General features: G+C 64.1%; 15 protein-coding genes and 3 pseudogenes. 7 read left to right on the forward strand and 11 right to left on the reverse strand.

Annotation, left to right across the window (positions count from 1 at the left end):
• Positions 1 to 43: 43 nt before the first annotated feature.
• Positions 44 to 565: a flavin reductase family protein gene (locus tag ACK4OE_RS00870; protein WP_409882397.1), complete on the forward strand. Its 522-nt coding sequence runs from the start codon at positions 44 to 46 to the stop codon at positions 563 to 565.
• A gap of 89 nt (positions 566 to 654) precedes the next feature.
• Here the strand turns inward: ACK4OE_RS00870 and ACK4OE_RS00875 are convergent, their stop codons facing one another.
• The 6 genes from ACK4OE_RS00875 to ACK4OE_RS00900 form a co-directional block, all read right to left on the reverse strand.
• Positions 655 to 2,154, reverse strand: a complete 1,500-nt coding sequence (locus ACK4OE_RS00875) for a DUF4832 domain-containing protein (RefSeq protein WP_409882399.1) — start codon at positions 2,152 to 2,154, stop codon at positions 655 to 657.
• Between the two features lie 81 nt (positions 2,155 to 2,235).
• The gene (gene minE / locus ACK4OE_RS00880; RefSeq protein WP_010465263.1) at positions 2,236 to 2,502 is read right to left on the reverse strand and encodes a cell division topological specificity factor MinE; all 267 of its coding nucleotides are present in this window, start codon (positions 2,500 to 2,502) and stop codon (positions 2,236 to 2,238) included.
• A 3-nt stretch (positions 2,503 to 2,505) separates the two neighbouring features.
• Positions 2,506 to 3,324: a septum site-determining protein MinD gene (gene minD, locus ACK4OE_RS00885; protein ID WP_409882400.1), complete on the reverse strand. Its 819-nt coding sequence runs from the start codon at positions 3,322 to 3,324 to the stop codon at positions 2,506 to 2,508.
• Between the two features lie 43 nt (positions 3,325 to 3,367).
• Positions 3,368 to 4,108, reverse strand: coding sequence for a septum site-determining protein MinC (gene minC / locus ACK4OE_RS00890; protein ID WP_409882401.1), 741 nt, complete (start codon positions 4,106 to 4,108; stop codon positions 3,368 to 3,370).
• Between the two features lie 166 nt (positions 4,109 to 4,274).
• Positions 4,275 to 4,577 (reverse strand): proteophosphoglycan ppg4, encoded by a 303-nt coding sequence (locus tag ACK4OE_RS00895; RefSeq protein WP_409882402.1) that lies wholly within the window; start codon positions 4,575 to 4,577, stop codon positions 4,275 to 4,277.
• A 209-nt stretch (positions 4,578 to 4,786) separates the two neighbouring features.
• Positions 4,787 to 5,581, reverse strand: coding sequence for a hypothetical protein (locus ACK4OE_RS00900; protein ID WP_409882403.1), 795 nt, complete (start codon positions 5,579 to 5,581; stop codon positions 4,787 to 4,789).
• 233 nt (positions 5,582 to 5,814) lie between these two features.
• Here ACK4OE_RS00900 and ACK4OE_RS00905 point away from each other — a divergent pair, with 233 nt between their 5' ends.
• On the forward strand, positions 5,815 to 6,744 hold the full coding sequence (locus ACK4OE_RS00905) for a DMT family transporter (protein WP_409882536.1): 930 nt from the start codon (positions 5,815 to 5,817) through the stop codon (positions 6,742 to 6,744).
• 101 nt (positions 6,745 to 6,845) lie between these two features.
• Here ACK4OE_RS00905 and ACK4OE_RS00910 read toward each other — a convergent pair.
• From ACK4OE_RS00910 to ACK4OE_RS00920, 3 genes and pseudogenes are all read right to left on the reverse strand, one after another.
• Positions 6,846 to 7,687, reverse strand: a pseudogene (locus ACK4OE_RS00910) (PhzF family phenazine biosynthesis protein).
• A gap of 98 nt (positions 7,688 to 7,785) precedes the next feature.
• Positions 7,786 to 8,412, reverse strand: a complete 627-nt coding sequence (gene pssA, locus ACK4OE_RS00915) for a CDP-diacylglycerol--serine O-phosphatidyltransferase (RefSeq protein ID WP_409882404.1) — start codon at positions 8,410 to 8,412, stop codon at positions 7,786 to 7,788.
• Between the two features lie 140 nt (positions 8,413 to 8,552).
• Positions 8,553 to 8,789: pseudogene (locus tag ACK4OE_RS00920) on the reverse strand (acetoacetate--CoA ligase); the annotation flags it as partial.
• A 127-nt stretch (positions 8,790 to 8,916) separates the two neighbouring features.
• Between ACK4OE_RS00920 and ACK4OE_RS00925 the strand changes: the two are divergent.
• The 3 genes and pseudogenes from ACK4OE_RS00925 to ACK4OE_RS00935 all read left to right on the forward strand — a co-directional run.
• Positions 8,917 to 9,195, forward strand: a pseudogene (locus ACK4OE_RS00925) (tripartite tricarboxylate transporter substrate-binding protein); the annotation flags it as partial.
• 393 nt (positions 9,196 to 9,588) lie between these two features.
• Entirely contained in the window at positions 9,589 to 10,074 is a 486-nt protein-coding gene (locus ACK4OE_RS00930; RefSeq protein ID WP_409882406.1) for a Cache 3/Cache 2 fusion domain-containing protein, read from the forward strand.
• A gap of 91 nt (positions 10,075 to 10,165) precedes the next feature.
• Positions 10,166 to 11,677 carry a methyl-accepting chemotaxis protein gene (locus tag ACK4OE_RS00935; RefSeq protein WP_409882407.1) on the forward strand — a complete coding sequence of 504 codons (1,512 nt, stop codon included), beginning with the start codon at positions 10,166 to 10,168 and terminating at the stop codon, positions 11,675 to 11,677.
• A 141-nt stretch (positions 11,678 to 11,818) separates the two neighbouring features.
• On the opposite strand, the gene ACK4OE_RS00940 is transcribed toward ACK4OE_RS00935, so the two are convergent.
• On the reverse strand, positions 11,819 to 13,927 hold the full coding sequence (locus ACK4OE_RS00940) for an acetoacetate--CoA ligase (protein WP_409882409.1): 2,109 nt from the start codon (positions 13,925 to 13,927) through the stop codon (positions 11,819 to 11,821).
• 259 nt (positions 13,928 to 14,186) lie between these two features.
• Here ACK4OE_RS00940 and ACK4OE_RS00945 point away from each other — a divergent pair, with 259 nt between their 5' ends.
• Positions 14,187 to 15,779 carry a fibronectin type III domain-containing protein gene (locus ACK4OE_RS00945; RefSeq protein ID WP_409882410.1) on the forward strand — a complete coding sequence of 531 codons (1,593 nt, stop codon included), beginning with the start codon at positions 14,187 to 14,189 and terminating at the stop codon, positions 15,777 to 15,779.
• 161 nt (positions 15,780 to 15,940) lie between these two features.
• A complete protein-coding gene (locus tag ACK4OE_RS00950; RefSeq protein WP_409882411.1) occupies positions 15,941 to 17,926 on the forward strand; it encodes a hypothetical protein in 1,986 nt (661 codons plus the stop codon).
• Between the two features lie 122 nt (positions 17,927 to 18,048).
• On the opposite strand, the gene ACK4OE_RS00955 is transcribed toward ACK4OE_RS00950, so the two are convergent.
• Positions 18,049 to 18,879, reverse strand: a complete 831-nt coding sequence (locus tag ACK4OE_RS00955) for a M48 family metallopeptidase (protein WP_409882413.1) — start codon at positions 18,877 to 18,879, stop codon at positions 18,049 to 18,051.
• Positions 18,880 to 19,303 lie beyond the last annotated feature (424 nt).

The following is a 19,303-nucleotide window of genomic DNA, read 5'->3' on the forward strand; positions in this document are numbered from 1 at the left end:
AATAGTTCCATCCCCTTCTGCTGGCGGCCCCGCCCTGCTTTCTGTGAACCGTCCCCTGCCTCGCCCTGCCCTTGCCCGCCCGCCCAGCTTCTCCACCCGCGAGTTCCGCGACGCGCTGGGCATGTTCGCCACCGGCGTGACCATCGTCACCGCACGGGACGCCGAGGGCCAGCTGATCGGCCTTACCGCCAACTCATTCAACTCGGTGTCGCTCGACCCCCCGCTGGTGCTGTGGAGCCTGGCGCGCGCGGCGGCCTCCATGCCCGTGTTTGCCAATGGCTCGCACTACGCGATCAACGTGCTGGCAGCCGACCAGAAAGCGCTGGCCGAGCGTTTTGCAGCGCGCGGCGTAGACCGCTGGAGCGGGGTGGAACACAGCCCGGGCATCAGCGACGCCCCGGTGCTGGCCGGTTGCGCCGCCACCTTTGAATGCTTCAACCGCAGCCGCTATGAAGAAGGCGACCATGTGATCTTTGTGGGCGAGGTGGAGCGCTGCAGCCACCGCGCGGGCGTTCCGCCGCTCCTGTACCACGGCGGCAAGTTCTACACAGAACACCCCCTTTGAGGCACTAGGCCCCGGGTCGTTTTGCTTCACTTTTCACAGCGCCTACCGCTTATAAATCAAGCGCTACGGGGCATTTTGCTCAGTTTTCTTCAAGGCACCTGCAGCGTTGTTCCCAAGGCCAGGCGCCCGGATTGCGCATCCCACTGCACCCCGGTGATGGCGGTGTCGGCGTTGGCAAACCGCAGCGCGTAGGCAGGCATGGTCGACAGTGCCTGGGATGCGTCGGGAGCGCCAAGGAATACGCGGTAGCTGCCGGGAGGCAGCGTGGCAGGCAGCGGCACCTCACCCGACCATTGCAGCGACTCGCGGGGGCCCAGCTGGCGCAGGTCGGTTCCAGGCAACGGCAGCGCCACGGTGGTGTTGTCAGAGCGCGCCAGATACAGGGCCAGTCCGCGCGCGTTCATGGGCCGAGCCCAGCCCTCGTTGCTCAGAGACACTCGCCATGCCAGCAACCCGCCGGGTGCGGCCACTGCGCTGTGCGCCACCGCCTGCAGTTGCATCCGGTAGCCGAGCTTGCGCGACACCTCGGCCATGCAGCCACCCGCCTGCCACTGGGCGAAGAAGCCCGCGTAGTAGTCGCGGTTCAGGTAGGTCATGTGGTAGGCCGCGCCCTCGCGCAGGATGTCCTCGCACGCCATGCGGGCCTGGGCCGCCACTGGGGGGGCGCAGGTCTCGCCACCCGTACCGGTGACCGCACTGGCCTGCTGCGCATAGGTGCGCAACGCGGCCGATTCCGCCGGGCTGGCAGACCAGTAGGTGCCGACGTCGTCCGGGCTGGCCAGAAAGCAGTCGTTGTGCTGGCCAATGCGAGCGGCCGCCGTGGGGCTGGGGGCCAGCAACTGGGCCACGGTGGGCGGTACCGGGTACCAGGTGGCCAGGTCGCGCGGATAGCGCAGGTGTATCTGGCGGCTGGCGGGCACAGCCTGCAGCAATGCATCGCGCACGGCGATCTTGTTGGCGGGCGACGTGAGCTTGTTGGACGAGGTGTGCCACTCGCCCCAGGCACCGATGAAACCGCCCTGCACCAGGGCAATCACATCGGCATTGGCCTGCAGCACCGGCTGCAACTGGGCGATGTGGCGCTTCACGCGGGACAGCGTGGCGTCTTGCGCATTCAGGTAGTCGGCCTCGGAGGACGGATAGTTGTACGCAAAGCGCACCACCGCCTTGAGGCCCTGCTTGCGCAGATGGGCAAAGCCCGTGTTGAGCTTGGTGAGGTAGCTGCTGGGCAGGTCGCGCGTGCGGTAGGCGCTGAGGTCGGCCGGGGTGTAGACGAGGCGCTGGCCGTCTGCCACCACATAGTCGAGCGAGGTGGCCGTAATCCTGGCAGGGTCGGTGGCAAAGCGGTAGAAGCCGCGCTCGGGGTTCGGAAAGTCCACGTCAGAGGGTGCCAGGCTGACTTCGGCCAGGGGTGCGGTAGAGAGCGCGCGATAGACCGGTGCGCCAGCCACCGCAGGCGACGCGCCGGGGGTATCCGGCCCGCCAGACGCGACGAAGGCACGCTCCTCTTCGGCGGAGCCCCCGCAGGCAGCCAACGCCGCACAAATCAGGACGCTCGCCGTCCAGTGCCGGTTGCAATGGTGCTTCATGGGGCCTCCGCGATGGTTGGCGCATTGTTGCGCCAACTACGCGGGGCTGGCAAGCGCGCTGACGGAGCCCCTGCTGCGGTCTCAGCGCACCGTGTCGGGCAACTCAATCTTCACTTCGAGCACCTCCAGGTTGTCCTGGCGTTCCAGGTGCACCTTGAGGTCTTCAGGGTTGATCTTGACGTACTTGGAGATCACCGCCACCAACTCGCGCTGCAACGCGGGCAGGTAGTCGGGCTCGGCGGCGTTGCGGCCGTTGCGCTCGTGCGCCAGGATGATCTGCAGGCGCTCTTTGGCGACGCTGGCCGTTTTTTTCTTCTCGCCAAGGAGGAAGGACAGGAACGATGCCATGGCTTATTTGCTCCCGAACAGGCGTTTGAAGAAGCCGGGCTTTTCGGCGTCGATAAAACGCAGGGGCTTGTCGGTGGCCCCCAGAAAACGGTCGATCACGTCCTTGTACGCTTCCGACACATCGGTGTCCTTGGCATGGATGGCGGGCGTGCCCTGGTTGGACGACTGCAGCACCACCTCGGATTCCGGGATCACGCCGATCAGCTTGATGCGCAGAATGTCCTGGATGTCTTCCAGGCTCAGCATCTGGCCGTCCTGCACGCGGCTGGGGTTGTAGCGTGTGATGAGCAGGTGCTCTTTGATCGGCTCACCACCCTCAATGGCGCGCTTGGTCTTGCTGCCCAGCATGCCCAGGATGCGGTCCGAGTCGCGCACGCTGGACACCTCGGGGTTGGTCACCAGCAGCGCCTCGTCGGCAAAGTGCATGGCCATGAGCGCGCCGCTTTCTATGCCCGCGGGCGAGTCGCAGACGATGTACTCAAAGTCCATCGCGGCCAGGTCCTTGAGGATCTTCTCTACGCCGTCCTGGGTCAAAGCGTCCTTGTCGCGCGTCTGGCTGGCGGCCAGCACGAACAGGTTGTCGCACTGCTTGTCCTTGATGAGCGCCTGGTTCAGGTTGGCTTCGCCCTGGATCACGTTGATGAGGTCATACACCACGCGACGCTCGCAACCCATGATGAGATCCAGGTTGCGCAGACCGACATCAAAGTCGATCACGGCAGTTTTGTGGCCGCGCAGGGCGAGGCCGGTGGCAAAGCTGGCGCTGGTGGTGGTCTTGCCCACGCCACCTTTGCCGGAGGTCACGACGACGATTTTGGCCATGTGTTGCTGATTCTTTGTGGGGTTAATACGAATGAAATAACGCTCAGGCGAGCGGCTCGATGATGAGCTTCTCGCCGTCGAGCCGCACCTGCGCCGGCTTGCCGCGAACGTCGGCGGGCAACTCTGTCTCGGTGGTGCGGTAGATGCCCGCGATAGAGACCAGCTGGGGCTCCAGGCAGGTAGAAAAAATACGCGCTTCGGTGTTGCCACGGGCCCCAGCAATGGCGCGGCCGCGCAGTGGGGCGTATACATGGATGTTGCCGTCGGCAATCACCTCGGCGCCAAAGCTGACCACGGCCATCACCACCAGGTCACCGCCGCGCGCATACACCTGTTGGCCCGAGCGCAACGGCTTGTCGATGACCATGGTGCCGGGGCCCGCCACGGGCACTTCCCGCACCACTTCGACCTCTACTTCGCGGACCACCTCGCGCACCTCGGCGCGGGCGGGGGGCGCGTCAGGCGCCGGGGCCAAGCCTGCGGCGCGGGCGGCTTCCATCTGCGCAGCGTTGCCGCCGCGCACGGCCACGGGCAGAGTGCTGTGGCTGCGCAACAGGGCCACGATGGCCGCAAAGTCGATGGATTCCTCGGCCTCGCGCACGGGGGCCAAGTCAATCAGCACCGGGTCGTTGTCAAAAAAGCCCGGGGCGTCGGCCACGCGGTCGGCCAGATCGGCCGCAAACAATGCAGCGTCGGTGGTTTTAAGCACCACGGCCACCACGGGCAGCGAGGCGCTTTTGAGGTCAAAGCTGGTACGGGCCTGGGCCGACGTAGTAAGGGCCATGGAGTGGGGGCGTGGAATGGAGCGCGGGAACCTGTTTCTGAAGGCGCAAAGTGTACCGTGGGGCCACGTAAGCGCTTGTTCGCAGCTGTTTGCACGCTTCACGCGCCCTCACCCACAAAAAAGCCGGGCGTGCCCGGCATTCTTGTTCTTGCCAGGATTCCCCGGCTCAGTTGCGGTCAGCGCGCATGGGGCGGGTTGTCGCACCGCCGGAGCCCGACATGGTCGTGTCTGTGGTTACGGGGGCCGCAGCGGCAGGTGCCGGAGCGGCTTGCGTGGTCCCTGTCGCGGCGCCCCCACCGCCAACGCCCGTGGTGCCCATCGGCGTGCCTTGCGAGCTTTGCTGGCCGGCTCCTGTGGCGGCGTTCGGACTTGCGGTGGTGGGTGGCGTGCCCTGCGCCATCGCGGTGCCAACAACGGCGACGGTAGCCAGGCCCGCGAGCAATGTCTTGAGTGTGTTCGATGCAGTCATGTGGAGACTCCTTGGTGTGTGTGGTGAATTTGGAACTCGCCAGCAACGTCGCCAGCTGTTCCCAGACTAGGTGTTTGCGGCGTGCGCCACGTCGGCTTGAGACCGGTGCGCGTGTGGGACAGGGACGGGCCTGCACGGTGTGGGTTTTGCCATCGCACTCCGAAAACACCCTGTTCAACAAGCCCGCACACACCGTGGGTCAATGGGCATCACTGCGCAGGCACGTCATAGGCGCCAAAAAGTGCGGCTGCCGGTTGTGTCTCGGGCAGCACGTACACCACAGCGCCCGTGCCACGCACCAGGGGGCTCAGCACTTTTTCGTAAAAGGAGACCGGAAGGTTGATACACCCGAACGAGATGCGGTTGTCTGCGGCGGTACTGGAGGCCAGCCGCTCCAGCCGACGCTCGGCTTTGACGTTGGCCCGCACTCGGTGCATGGACACCGCCGCGTCGTAGTCCACCCACACCACATCTTCACCATTGGCGTTCAGGCCGACTTCCGCAATGAAGCGACCTGCCGGTGTGGTGCGTTCTTCGGGCAGCACCTGAGCCACCGGTTTGTCGCCCACACCGGGAACGCTGTGGTCGCCGATGGCCGACCCCATCAACGCGGGTGTGGCGCCCTGGAGTGCGCCACGGGGGTCAAACACGAAGACCTTCGCATCCTTTTTGTCGACCACCACCACCGCACGGTTTTGGTTGTCCCCTGAATGCAAAGCCCAGCTGGCGATTTGGCGGGCATCCGCCGAGGCGGGTGCATCGCCAAACTGCGCCCGCGGTGGCACTGACGGTGCCCGCGACACCTGAGGCGCTGGCGCGTCGCCTGGGGGCGTCGCTGCCTGACCGACCTGCTGGGGCGCTGGCGGATCTGACGCCGGGTCATGTGCCGGAGCCCACACCCACAGCAATATCAACGCCCCTGCCAGCGCCAGCACAGCGGCGCCCGGCCACAAGCGCTTGCGCCATAAATCACCCAGCGTCGCGGAATGGGTCGGGTCTTTCATGTCTGCTCCTTGGGGGCCGGTGTCCGGGAAACGCTTGAAAGCCGAGGCAGACGCCACGGGCTGACCCCATGGATATGACCTTAACCATCGCCTTCGCCCCCCAGCGTGCTGCCAACGTCACAGCGCTTGTAGGACCAACCCTGAATCAAACCAAGGCCGCAGCAAGCGGCGAGCACGACGTGGGCGGCACGCTGGCGACTGGCCGCACGGTGCGTCCCTTTGATAATCACCCGATGCCCCTGTCCTCCCGCAAAACCCATATCGACTCCCTTGCCATCACCTTGCTGCTGGCCTGCTGCATGTTCTGGGGCTTTCAGCAAGTGCTGGTCAAGGCCACGGTGGCCGAGGTGGCGCCCGCATTTCAGGCCTTTGTTCGGTTTTCAATCGCCACGGTGGCGGTCGCGGCCTGGTGCCTGTGGCGCGGGGTGCGGCTGTCCAGCGCTGCTGAGCCGGTGGGCGCCCTGCGCGCAGGGCTGCTGGCGGGCGTGCTGTTTGCGGGCGAATTTGCGTGCATCTACCTGGGGCTGCAATACACCACCGCATCGCGGCTCACGGTGTTTTTGTATGCCGCGCCGTTCTGGGTGGCCATCCTGCTGCCACGCTTCATCCCCGGCGAGGGGCTCAAGGGCTGGCAGTGGCTGGGCCTGGCGGCTGCGTTTGTGGGCGTGGGGCTGGCGCTGGGCGACGGGCTGCTGGGCCACGCCAACGCCGCGCTGCCCCAGGCCTGGCTGGGCGACCTGCTGGGGCTGGCGGCGGGCCTGATGTGGGCGCTGACCACCGTGGTCATCCGCACCACGCCCTTGGCCCGCGTGGCGCCAGCCAAACAACTGCTGTACCAGGTGGGTGTGAGCGCCCTTGCGTTGCCCTGGTTGTCGCTGGCGTTGGGGGAAACCTGGACGCTGCAGTTCAGCGCGTTTGCCTGGGGGTCACTCTTGGTGCAGGCCTTGGTGGGCGCGTTTGTGAGCTACCTCGCCTGGATGTGGATGCTGGCGCACTACCCGGCCACCAAGATCTCGGTGTTTGTGTTTTTGACGCCCGTGTTTGCACTGCTGTTTGGCGCCTGGTGGCTGGGCGAGCCCATCACCCCCGGGCTGGTGGCGGCGCTGGTGCTGGTGGCGGCGGGCATCGTGCTGGTGAACCGGCGGCCTGCGGCGGCAGCCTGACGCATGCCATCGTTCAAAAAAAATAAGAGTCAAAACAGGCTCTAGCGCTTATTCAGTAAGCGCTAGTAGCTACTATTTTTATAGTATTCACATTTATCTATTTATTCACCGCTGCGCATCCACCGCGCGGTACCCGATACGCGGATGGAGCTGCCAGGCACGGGCCCGATCTCGGCGCGCAGGCGAGAGCGCATGCCCATGTCTTCGCCCTGCACCACGTCGATGGCGCCGCCATGCGGCCAGAGCCCAGGTCGCGCAGATAACCCGCCAAGGCGGCCGTCGCAGCGCCCGTGGCCGGGTCTTCCAGCACTCCGCCCGAAGCAAACGCGTTGCGCGTGTGCAGCAGCTGGTCTGACTCCACAACCACCAGCACGATGGTAACCAGCCCCGCCTCCAGCATCAGCGTGCGGCCTGCGTCCAGCGCGTAGTGCATGGCCGCCAGCGCCGCGCGGCTGCGCAGGGCCAGCACGGCGTGGTCCGCGCCGCCGTGGATCAGCGCCGGAGGAATGCGCGCGTCGAGGTCGGCAGTGGCGAGGCCAAACAGTATGAGGAGGCGGTCCAGTAGCCCGTCAGGCAGCGGCCCGCTGCGTGTGGGCGGCGACTGCAACGCGGCTTGCACCAAATCGCCGTCGCGGCGCCCCTCGACCGTGATCTGCGCGTGCGCCAGCGACAGGGCAAACACCCCATCGCCCTCGCGCTGGGCCAGCGCAGCGCCCAAGGCAATGGTGGCGTGCCCACAAAACGGCACCTCGGACTCGGGCGAAAAGTAGCGCACGCTCCAGCCGCTACCCTGTGGCGCGGCAAACGCGGTTTCCGAAAAACCAACGTCGGCCGCGATGCGTTGCATCTCGGCGGGCGGCGGCAGGGCCTCGCCAATCCAGACACCGGCGGGGTTGCCACCCACAGCGCCGTCAGAGAAAGCAGCAATTTTTTGAAGGTACATGGCGGGCAGACGCAAAAAAGACCATAAAAGGGAAAACCGACTCTGCGCACAGTGCAGCTGCAGGGGCGGCTGGCCAAAGCCCTGCGTGAACCCGAGGGTCAGAACTTCGGAATCCGAATCCGGCTGATCATCAACGACCCCGACACCGCGAACACCAGCACCAGCGGGTGCAGCTTGAAGCCGCCCAGCACCACCTGGCCAAACCACAGGTTCTCGCGCACGGCGCCCATGTAGGCGGCCAGGGCCATCAGGCCAACCAGCACGATCGAGGTAGGAATGGGCGTGCCTTCAAAATATTTGACCTTGCCGTCGTCGCCCGAAAGCGTTTCGGCGGTGACGTTGTAGCGGGCCAGGCGCGACACACCGCAGGCTACAAAGTAGGCCAGCACCACGCGGTCATACAGCCCCTGCATACCGCAGCCATAGGCAATGATGGCCGGGGCCACTCCAAACGAGATCACGTCGGCCAGTGAATCCAGCTCACGGCCCAGGGCCGAGCTCTTTTGGCGCCAGCGCGCAATGCGGCCGTCAAACACATCGAAGATCAGCGCCGCCAGCACCAGGGCGCAGGCAAAGTACACGTGGCGCACATCGTTTGTCTCCAGGTACGACATGACCGAGAACAGCGCCCCCACACCACAGACCGCATTGCCCAGCGTGAACCAGTCGGCCAGATGGAATTCGCGGATCATCGAAAAGCGCTTGGGATGGGAGCGTGTGGTCATGGGCAATTTTCTCCTGCAGGGCGCGTTGGCGGGGTCGCGCATTATGGCGGGCAGCACCGTGGCGCCGCTCTGCCTAGTCTGCCCCCCGCCGCATCCGATGCGTGTAGGGCATGGCCGCCTGTTGTATCCGGCGCGGTGCAGGCGGCGTGCCCCTTGCGCTCGGCGGTAAACGCCACGTACCAGTCCAGGCACGCCGTGTTCGCCATGGCGTCCTTGTTGACCACCTTCTCGATGGGCTGACCCAGCAGCAGCTTCTTGATCGGCAGCTCCTGCTTGTTGCCGCTCAAGGTGCACGGCACCACGAACGCCACCATGCATGGCGGAGCCCGTTCGATTTTTACGAACCTGACAGGAGACAACGCATGCCTTTTCACCCCCTCATGACCCGCCGCATTTGGCTCGGTGCCGCAGCCCTGGCCGCTGCAACCTGCACCGGCACAGCCGCCTGAGCGCAGGCTGCCTATCCCAACAAGCCCCTCAAGGTGACCGTGCCGTTTGCCGCAGGTGGCGCACCCCAGCGTATCGGTAGCCACGGGCACCGAGCTGCTTAAGTACGTGGTGGCCAACAAAGGCAAGGTCGCCTATGGCTCGTACGGCACGGGCGCCTATCCGCACCTGGCTGGGGCCTGTATGAGCCTCACGCAGAACGCCGACATGAGCCATGTGGCCTACCGGGGCGAAGCGCCCATGGTGCAGGACCTGCTGGGTGGCCAGATCCAGATCGGCTTTGCCAGCGCGCTGCAGGTCAAGCCGCACATCGAGGCCGGCAAGCTCAGGGCCATCGCTTTCCCGTGGGCAGGCTCAATTGGGTGAGCCCCGTTTTGCGTACGTCATGGCGTAACAAGGCCACAGCCCGCGCTGCAAGACACCATTGCTGCGCAACTCAGTATCTCCGAGCTATTGATGACACCTTGCTCCAACAGCCCCTGCTGTGAGCGAGCGCACGGGTGTGGGGCCGCACTTGAGCACACTGGATCGATTCGTCCAAATTCGGCAAATATGATATTTTTTAGCGTAATTGCTATTGCAAAGTCAGATCGCGCCATTTAATATCATTTTCAAGGGACACACCGTTGCGGCAAGGCATTCAGCTATCAAGTCTTTTGGGAGCGTGCCAGCGTCAACGTGGTGGACCCGTGAGTCCCCCCTCTTCAACCTGTTTTTACTGGAGTCGCCATGAAACTAAACCGCACCCTGACATGCGCCGCACTGGCTGTCTGCTCACTGGCCTACGCCAACGATCCCAAAGCCACGATTGCTGAGCTGGACGCACGCCTGACCAAAATCGGCGCGCCCCGCGTGCAGGGCACGGACGCAGTGGCTGGCAAGACGGTTCCGGCCATCTTCTTTGGCGAGCGAAAAATCAACAACAACTTCGACGTGGTCGACAGCATTCGCAAGAGCCACCAGGCCACTGCCACCGTCTTTGTAAAAGATGGCGATGAATTCGTGCGCGTCAGCACCAACGTTCTCACGCCGGAGGGAAAACGCGGCGTAGGCACTCAACTGGCCCGCAATGCGGCCTACGAAGCTGTGAGCAAAGGCCAGCAGTTCTGCGGCCCTATCGATGTGCTCGGCACAGCCTTTGACGCCTGCTACAACCCGATCAAGGACGCTGGGGGCAAGATCATTGGCGTGAGCTACATAGGCCATAAGAAGTAAGCGGGGTGGCGCGATGAAAATACGTCTGAATCTTGTGGGCTGGCTCCATCGGCTGCCGGTAGGGGGGCAACTATTGAGCGCATTCGGGGTCGTGTTGCTGTTGACCGCCGCACTCGGAGGCACCGCTCTGCTGGGTCTCAAGAGCGTGGATTCAGAAGCCGTCGCGCTGTCCGAGAAATGGCTCAAAGGAGTGGGCGCACTGTCCGACGCCCGCGCTCTGGTGGTCGAATTTCGCGAGTTTGAGATCAAGCACAGCCGCACCGAAGACGGTAGTTACCACGCGGAGTACGAAGACAAGATGAAGGACATCGGCAAGTCCCTGCAAACCTTGTTGGCGGCTTACCAGGAGCGGGTATCGGGCGACGCTGAAAAAGCCCTGGTGGCCAAGCTCTCGGCCGCCTGGACCGCCTACCTGCAGGCCAACGACAAAGTCATCAAGCTCGGGCGTGAGAAGCAGCAGATGGATGCAGCGGACATTGCAGACGGTGTAGCCAGCATGGCGGTTGACGACGTGGTGGCAGCCCTCAACGGCTTGCTCAAGTTCAACTACGAAGGGGGCGAAGCGTCAGCAAGCCACGTAACCACCGTGTACGACGGAGCCCGCTATGCAGTGATGGGGCTGCTGGGCTTGTCTCTGGTGTTGGGGGTGGGGCTGGCGCTGGGCATCACCCGCAGCCTCCTTCACCAGCTGGGCGGCGAGCCGCGTACCGCCGTGACCATTGCGCGGGCTGTGGCAGAAGGCGATCTCACCACGCCCATCCAGCTCAAAGGCACCGACTCCGACAGCCTGTTGGCCTGGCTGCAAGCCATGCAAAAGGGTTTGTCCACCGCAGTGACCGACGTGCGCCGCAGCTCTGACTATGTGTCACATGCCAGCGGTGAGATCGCCTCTGGAAACCAGGACCTGTCTGCACGCACCGAACAGCAGGCCAGCGAACTTCAACAAACTGCAGCCACCATGGAGCAGCTGGGCACGACCGTGCGCCACAACGCGGACAACGCGCGCCAGGCCAGTCAGCTGGCCCAGAGCGCATCCACCGTGGCGGTGCAAGGCGGCGAGGTGGTCGGGCGTGTGGTGCAGACCATGAAAGGCATCAATGAGAGCAGCCGCAAGATCAGCGACATCATTGGCGTCATCGATGGAATCGCCTTCCAGACCAATATCCTGGCGCTCAACGCAGCTGTAGAAGCCGCGCGGGCGGGTGAGCAAGGCCGTGGATTTGCCGTGGTGGCAGGCGAGGTGCGCAGCCTCGCACAGCGCAGTGCAGAAGCCGCCAAGGAAATCAAAAGCCTGATCGGCGCCAGCGTGGAGCGGGTGGAGCAAGGCTCTGTCCTTGTGAATCAGGCGGGCACCACCATGCAGGAGGTCGTGGCGGCGATCCGCCGTGTGAGCGACATTGTGGGAGAGATCAGCGCGGCGAGTTCCGAACAAAGCTCAGGCGTGCAACAGGTGGGGCAGGCCATCTCGCGCATGGACCAGGGAACGCAGCAAAACGCCGCACTAGTGGAACAAAGCGCTGCAGCGGCCGACAGTCTCAAACAGCAGGCGCAGCAGCTGGTTGCGTCAGTGTCGGTCTTCAAAACGGGGGGAGCGATCGGCTGATCGATCTCCTTCCCGCAGGGGGACAGGGGGTCAGACCGCAGCGCCGCTGGTGCTGCGGTGGTTGAGCCCCAACGCACGGCGGGGCAGTGCAGAATTTCAAGCAAAAATGGCTGCCACCGCTTATCCATAAAGCGCTGACAGCTATGAATTTGATAGCTTTCTGACCCGCTCCGCAGCAAACGCCACGTACCAGTCCAGGCACCCGGGGTTGGCCATGGCGTCCTTGTTGACCACCTTTTCGATGGGCTGGCCCAGCAGCAGCTTCTTGATGGGCAGCTCCTGCTTCTTGCCGCTCAAGGTGCGCGGCACCTCGGCCACCACAAAGATGTCGTCGGGCACAAAACGCGGGCTGAGCGCCGTGCGCACCGCGCCGTTGATGCGCGCGCGCAGGGCATCGTCCAACACGCTGCCGGGACGCAGCACCACAAACAGCGGCATGTAGCTCTCGCGACCCAGGTATTCCAGATCGACCACCAGGCTGTCGAGCACTTCGGGCAGGGATTCGACAGCGCTGTAGATCTCGCTGGTGCCCATGCGCAGGCCGTGGCGGTTGATGGTTGCATCAGAGCGGCCATAGATCACGCAGCCGCCGTTGGCGCCGATCTTGAGCCAATCTCCGTGGCGCCAGACTGCGCCCATATGGGCGGGGCCATCGCCACCGCCGGGCTGGCGGCCGTGGCCTGCGGGGTACATGTCAAAGTAGCTAGACAGGTAGCGCGATCCGTCCTTGTCGCCCCACAGGTACAGGGGCATGGACGGAATGGGCTGCGCGCACACCAGCTCGCCCACTTCATTCATCACCGGCAGGCCTTCAGCGTTCCAGGACTCCACCGCTGCACCCAGCATGCGGCATTGCATCTCGCCCGGTACCTGGGGCAGCTCGCGGTGGCCGCCAATGAAGGCGCCACAGAAGTCGGTTCCGCCGGAGATGTTGTTCCACCAGATATCGTGCGTGCCCAGCGCTTCGAACTGCGCCGTGCCCCACTGCTGCACCTCAGGCGACAGCGGCGAGCCGGTGGTGCCCAGAGCACGGACACGGCTCAGGTCGCCATAGTCTGCCAGCGTGATGCCCGCCTTCATGCAGTTGGCAAAAAACGCAGCGCCCGCGCCGAAGAAGGTCACGCCCGTCTCGGCGGCAAAGCGCCACAGCACGCCCCAGTCGGGGCGTTCCTTGCTGCCGCCGGGGTTGCCGTCGTAGATCACGCAGGTGGTGCCCGAGAGCAAGCCGCTGAGCTGCGCGTTCCACATCACCCAGCCGGTGGAGCTGTACCAGTGGTAGCGCTCGCCCCAGCTGTTGGGCTCGTAGCTACAACCGATGTCGTTGTGCAGCACCTTGAGCTGCAGCGCCACCAGCACCGTGCCGCCGTGGCCGTGCACGATGGGCTTGGGCAGGCCGGTGGTGCCGCTGGAGTAGACGATCCACAGCGGGTGGTCGAACGGCAGCCACATCGGCTCAAACGCTGCGGTTTCAGCATCAATTTGGGCTGTAGCGCTTTTCCAGCTTGCGCAACCAGCTATCGAAACAGAAGCATTCAGGTTACCCAACAACACCACATGCTGCACGCTGGGCAGGTCGGCGCGCAACTCGGCCAGCACGCCGGTGCGGTCGTGGTCACGCCCGCCATAGGTCACGCCGTCTACAGCGATCAGCACCTTGGGCTCGATCTGGCGGAAGCGGTCGAGCACTGCGTGCGTGCCCATGTCGGGCGCGCAAATGCTCCACACGCCGCCGATGCTCACCGTGGCCAGGAAGGCGATCATGGCCTCGGGCACGTTGGGCAGATAGGCGGCCACGCGGTCGCCGGGCTCCATGCCCTGGGCCTTGAGGTGCAGCGCCAGCGACGCGACCTGGCGGCGCAGTTCAGGCCAGCTCAGCTCGCGGTGGTGGCCTTTTTCATTGCGGCTGATGATGGCGGGCAGGCCCGCAGCGTGAGCGGCGTCCACATGGCGCAGCGCCTGGCGGGCGTAATTGACCTGGGCGCCCGGAAACCACTGCGCGCCGGGCATGGTGTTTTTGGCCAGCACGGCCGTGTGGGGCGTGGGCGACTGCAGGTCAAAGTAATCCCACACGCTTTGCCAGAAGGCATCCAGGTCGGTAGTGGACCAGCGCCACAGAGCGTCGTAATTATCGAACTGCAGGCCCCGTGCATCGCGCAGCCAGTTTTGGTACAGACGGATCTGGGGAATGTAGGGCGGGCGCAGCCCACTGGCCGACGGGGCGAGGCCGCCGGTGAATCGTTGTGTCTCCATGCCCGTCAAGGTATCAGCGCTTATGCGTATCGGCCACCACCGACAGTCACCTGTTTGACAGGCGCCCCGTGTGTGGCGACAGCGCTGCATATTGCCCCACTGATTACAAGTATTAACAGCGCGAAATCGGTGGACTGTTACATATGACGTCATACAACACAGAACCCGCGATCAGTGAGAGGGACGGTTGGCAAGCGGTAGCCAACCCGGAGAAGCCCCGGCACCAGCCGGACGAACAACAGCTCGGTATCTGAACAGCATGCAGATCAACACAACCCCCACGCCTGTACCTGCGGCGGGCCATCGCCGTCGCATCCCGACAACGACCCTGATGGCCTGGGCCATGGCCTGCAGTCTGGCTGCCTGTGGGGGTGGCTCGGAAGACAGTGCTTCTGCCGACGTCCCTCCACCAGCGTCCTCGCCAACAACGCCTACACCGGCACCTTCGCCAGCGCCGAGCCCTGCTCCTGCGCCGGGACCGGCCCCCGCGCCTGCACCCTCGACGCCTCCGACACATGAACCACCGCTGCCTGCACCACCTGTAGCGCCTCCACCGGCATCACCGCCGCCACCACCTGCGCCAGTGGCCGACACCGCGCCCCCCTCCACGCCCACGGCCCTCAACGCCACCGCAGCAAGCTCCACCAGCGTGCAGCTGAAGTGGGCCGCCAGCACCGACAACGTAGCCGTGACCGGATACCGCATCTATCGCGACGGCTCTCAGGTGGCCACGGCCACCACCACCCAGTACACGGCCACGGGCCTTTCGCCCTCCACCAGCTACACCTTCCATGTGGTGGCCGTCGATGCGGCGGGCAACCTGTCGAGGGCCAGTACATCGGCCACCGCCACTACGCCGGGGACCCAGGCCATCGTGGACTACGATTTTTCGAGGGGCGACACCCTCGCCGCCAAAAATGGGTGGAGGTTCCACTCCAACTGGGCGCTGTCTCCCGTGCCGGGAGCCAATGCCATGGGGTTGCCATTTACCTACCAGGGGACTGCCGATGGTGTCTACCCCAACAACGCCGAGATGCGCTTTGACATGCCTGCGCAGAGCGCGCTGTGGCTGCGGGTGCGATTGCACGAACCCACCAACTACGTCCATCGGCACAACACATCGATCGACGTAGCCAATGCCGCTGCGGCCGGCTGGCGCGTGGGCGACCAGTTGCTGGCGCACGACGGCGTCTCCAAAGGCACCATCTCCTCGATCACGCCCACCAGTGTGTTCGTGCGTTGGGCCGAAAAGTCGGCCTATGACATCTGGGGCAACTCCAGCGCAATCCGCACCATCCGCAATACGACCAACAACACCGCGCTCAACAGCACGCGCAAGTCGGTGTGGGACGGCAGCAAGATCATGGCGCTGTGGGTGGATGGTTATTCCCAAGCCGGCACTGGGCCTACGGTCATTCTGGGGCTGAATTCAGACTGGACGTTTGGCTCCAGCAAGGATCCTCTGCTGACGGCAGGCTACACCGCCACCGCGGGCACCAGCCGTACCAGCGTGGGAGGCATAACCGGCGGCAAGCTGTTCACCGCAGCCCATAGGGGCAAGTACCTGGACCTGGCTGTCCATGTGCGCTTTTCTTCGCAGCCACGCGCCAAAGACGGCGTCATCCAGACATGGGTGCGCTACGAAGGTGAAGCCGCCTACACGCTGCGGCACAACATTCGCAATGCCGACATGGACCGCCCGCTCAACTTGGCGGGCGACCGCCAACTTTGGCAAAAAGGCTACCTGATGGGGTGGTCCAACGTTGGTTTCGACGAGGAGACCACCTTCCACATCTCGAAGATTGAGGTATTTGGCCAACAACCCGCAGACCTCATGGGGGTGACGCCATGACACGCACAGCCCGCGCAATCAGCACCCTGGCACATCCCCTGCGCCCACACCGCACCATGCAACAACCCCTGCACGCCCCTTTGCCCCTCCAGGTATCGCCGATGTCTCCAAGCCCTCAAACACAATCTCGCCAGGCCCAGCGTATAGCCGCAATATCGCTGATGTTGTGCGCTGTCGCGGGGCTGTCCGCCTGCGGCGGTGGCTCGGAGGACACCGTGGCCACGGCAAACCCAGCGCCTGCCCCCTCTCCCACGCAACCGACCACGCCCCCACCACCAGCGCCTTCGCCGTCGCCATCACCCACGACGCCTCCGACACCTGAGCCACCGCCGCCTGCGCCACCCGTATCGCCTCCACCGGCATCACCACCGCCGCCTGCGCCACCACCACCTGCACCGGCCGCTACCGCTTTAAACGTCCGCGTACAGGGGCTGGGCCTAGGTGGCACGCTCAAGCTGGGGCACGGCTCGGCCACGCTGGATGCGACGCTGAACCAGCCTTACACCTTCACGCCGCAGGTGGCTTCCGGGGCACCGCTGGACTTGCGTGTGCTGGCACAGCCTGCGGGTCAGGCGTGTGCGGTGTCCAGCGCGGCGCCCACCACCGTACCCGCTGATGGCGCGCCGGTGTTTGTGCGATGCGTGTACACAAGTGCAGCGCACCTGACCCTGCCCGAGACATTGCCCAACGCCGCGCTGGCCGTGTCCTTTGGACTGCGCGACATTGCCTACCCAGGCATTGCGTACGAAAGCCGACCAGGCGTGGTGGGCGGCATCTTCCCGTATGAGTACCGCATCAAGAGCTTCACCCTGGGGGGGGTTCCCCAAAGCACCACAGGGGTATCGCTGGATTGGCGCCGGGGCACCGTGCGTTTCACCCCGTCCGGTGAGGGCACCTACGTGCTCACCCTGGAAATCAAGGACAGTGGCGCAACCCAGAAGACGCTGGAGCAAAGCTTCACCATCGAGTCTGCCGCCTCGCGCTTCATCTTTGTGGCGCCCAACGGGAACGACGCTGCGGGCGGCGGCACCTTGGCAGCGCCTTACAAAACCCTGGCCTACGCGCTGGCCAGCTCCACCCCCAACCAAGCCATTGTTTTGCGCAAGGGCACCTACCTGCCCGGCAGCATCAAGGTTTTTGACACCAAGGCTAAGCAGTTTCTCGCCTACCCGGACGAGGTGGTGACGCTGAACCTCAACAAGACCGCCAACTTCAGCGTGGGCAGCAACACCGCCCCTGCAGTGCGCTTCGAGGGCTTCGACATCACGGGCGTCACGCAGTGGGGCATCGTCAGCGACCCGAGCAAGGCGGGTCTGGTGGTCCGCAACGTGCGGTTTCTGGACGGCCAGTCCAACAACAACGGCGAGAACCCGGCGTTCATCCATGGCTGGGGCGACACCAGCCCGGTCTGGCGACACAAGTTCCTGATCCAGGAGAACGATTTCGGCACCTACATCGGCAACGGCTACGCCACCACCTGGTTCGATGCGGGCGAGTCATTGGTCGAGAACAACCAGCTGAACCTGGGCAAGGTGAACGGAGGCTTTCACGACAAGGACAACTCGCAGTACAACACCTACCGCGAAAACTACATCGTCTTCTCGGACACCAACCGCAACCCCATGGGCATACAGGTTTCAGCGCAAGACAACTCGGCCAACGTGCACATCCACCACAACCTGCTCGTGAACGCAGGCATCCATCTGGGCGTGCAGTGCTTTCAGGCCACCTGCTCCATGCGCAACCACGATGTGCACCACAACACCATCGTCAAGCACCGCATCGGCCTGGGTTGGGGTCCCTTCCAACCCAACAGCGCAGGAACACGCATCAGCCACAACATCATCAGCAACGGCAACCTGAGCCCGTACGGTGGCCTCTCCTGTCAGGGCCGCCCGGCAGGGCTGACCACCCAGCTGGCGACGTCGGCCAACCTCATCGAAAGCAGCCATACGCTGGCGTTCAAGGACAGCGAGTGCACCGGCAACGACATGACCTGGGCCGTGTGGCAAGGTACGTATGGCTTTGACACGACTGCCTCAGGCAGCACCGTTGGCACCACCAGCGTGCTCACCGGCAGCGGGCCTGGCACCGGCTTGCCCGCAGGGGACACCAGGCGCACGCGCCGGGGGCACCAGTACCCCTGAGGCGGGTAGCCCCAGCAAACGCCCCCACCCACAAAAAAGCCCCGCATTGCGGGGCTTTTTTTAAGCTTTTTTGGCCTCCAGCGCTTAATTTATAAGCGCTGACAGCTATTCAATTCATAGCATTATTTTTTGTCTACCGCCTTGTCACGCATGCGGTCTGCACGGGCGCCTGGGTCGGGGTGCGACGACAGCATCTGGTCCATGCCGGCTTGCTTGCCGCCCAAAGAGGCAATCTTGCGGAACGCACCTTCCATCGCCTTGACGTTGTACTTGTGCTTTTTCATGAAGGCCAGGCCGTAGTCGTCGGACTCGGTTTCCTGGCTTTGCGAGAACTGGCTGTTGAGCAGCTTCTCACCGAGCTCGCCCAGGTCCGAGTCGGCCAGCCGGGCCCCTGCGCCGCCCGAGGCCGCCACCGCCTTGCGGCCTGCCGATGCCATGTAGGCGGTGCGCATGGCGCCCATGGTGTGTGCGTGCTTGACGTGGCCGATTTCGTGACCAATGACGGCCAGCAGTTCCTGGTCGTTCATCATGTCCATCAGGCCGGAATAGACGCGGATGGAGCCATCGGCCGTGGCGTTGGCGTTCACTTCCTTGCTCAGGTACACCCTGAAGTTGAGCTTCATGCCGTCTTCATTGACGTGCTTGGCCGTCAGGCGGGCCAGGCGCTTCGAATACTTGTTGTTGGCCGGGGCCAGCTTTTCCGTGCGATCGCCATAGGCGCGGTATTGCAGAGCCACGGACTTGAGTTCGTCATCCGACACGGTGGCGGCTTTGAACACGTCCAGGGCAGCACCCAGCTTGTTTTCGGACTTGCTGGCGCCCGAGCCCCCGGCGCTGGTCGTGCCAAGGGCTGCGGAAACGGACGACAGACCGCTGGCGGAACCGCCTTCGGTCGTGGCACAGCCGGTCAGTGCCAGCGCGCACGCCATGGCGATAAAAGTCAGTTGTTTCACGGAGTGATTTCCCTCTTTGGATGAATGTGGCTTACGAGCAGCGGCGCTTGAAGGAGCGTTGGCGCGTTGGCCATTTAGCGAATCTGCAAGCCCCGTAGCGGCTTGTTTCAGTTGCCACGCAATTGTTTCATGCAGCTTTTCGCAGCGCCTCGCCCGATCGCCTTGGTTGCAACCGTTCGTATCCTGACAACGGCTCAAAAACACGCCGCAACCTTTAGGCGGGCAACGTAACAACAGCGCTTCGGCACTGCGGCAGGGTTCACTTTGCGTTACATCTTTCAAGCGCTTGGAGGGCTGAAGCGTGTGTTTTTCGTATCGTGCGAATTCATCGCCCCGCCATCTCCTGGGGGTTTTTGTACAAACCCTCACCAGCCAAAGACGCAGCCACCTTTTGGACTCGGTTGCCACGCCTTGACAGCGCCTT

This window comes from Acidovorax sp., from assembly GCF_046314175.1.
In the GTDB taxonomy this organism is placed as follows: Bacteria; Pseudomonadota; Gammaproteobacteria; order Burkholderiales; family Burkholderiaceae_C; genus Acidovorax.

Coding starts and splice junctions, on each gene's coding strand:
- ACK4OE_RS00875 (WP_409882399.1), bottom strand. CDS start 2,154: ATGAAGCACCATTGCAACCGGCACTGGACGGCGAGCGTCCTGATTTGT.
- minE (WP_010465263.1), bottom strand. CDS start 2,502: ATGGCATCGTTCCTGTCCTTCCTCCTTGGCGAGAAGAAAAAAACGGCC.
- minD (WP_409882400.1), bottom strand. CDS start 3,324: ATGGCCAAAATCGTCGTCGTGACCTCCGGCAAAGGTGGCGTGGGCAAG.
- minC (WP_409882401.1), bottom strand. CDS start 4,108: ATGGCCCTTACTACGTCGGCCCAGGCCCGTACCAGCTTTGACCTCAAA.
- ACK4OE_RS00895 (WP_409882402.1), bottom strand. CDS start 4,577: ATGACTGCATCGAACACACTCAAGACATTGCTCGCGGGCCTGGCTACC.
- ACK4OE_RS00900 (WP_409882403.1), bottom strand. CDS start 5,581: ATGAAAGACCCGACCCATTCCGCGACGCTGGGTGATTTATGGCGCAAG.
- ACK4OE_RS00905 (WP_409882536.1), top strand. CDS start 5,815: ATGCCCCTGTCCTCCCGCAAAACCCATATCGACTCCCTTGCCATCACC.
- pssA (WP_409882404.1), bottom strand. CDS start 8,412: ATGACCACACGCTCCCATCCCAAGCGCTTTTCGATGATCCGCGAATTC.
- ACK4OE_RS00930 (WP_409882406.1), top strand. CDS start 9,589: ATGAAACTAAACCGCACCCTGACATGCGCCGCACTGGCTGTCTGCTCA.
- ACK4OE_RS00940 (WP_409882409.1), bottom strand. CDS start 13,927: ATGGAGACACAACGATTCACCGGCGGCCTCGCCCCGTCGGCCAGTGGG.
- ACK4OE_RS00945 (WP_409882410.1), top strand. CDS start 14,187: ATGCAGATCAACACAACCCCCACGCCTGTACCTGCGGCGGGCCATCGC.
- ACK4OE_RS00950 (WP_409882411.1), top strand. CDS start 15,941: ATGTTGTGCGCTGTCGCGGGGCTGTCCGCCTGCGGCGGTGGCTCGGAG.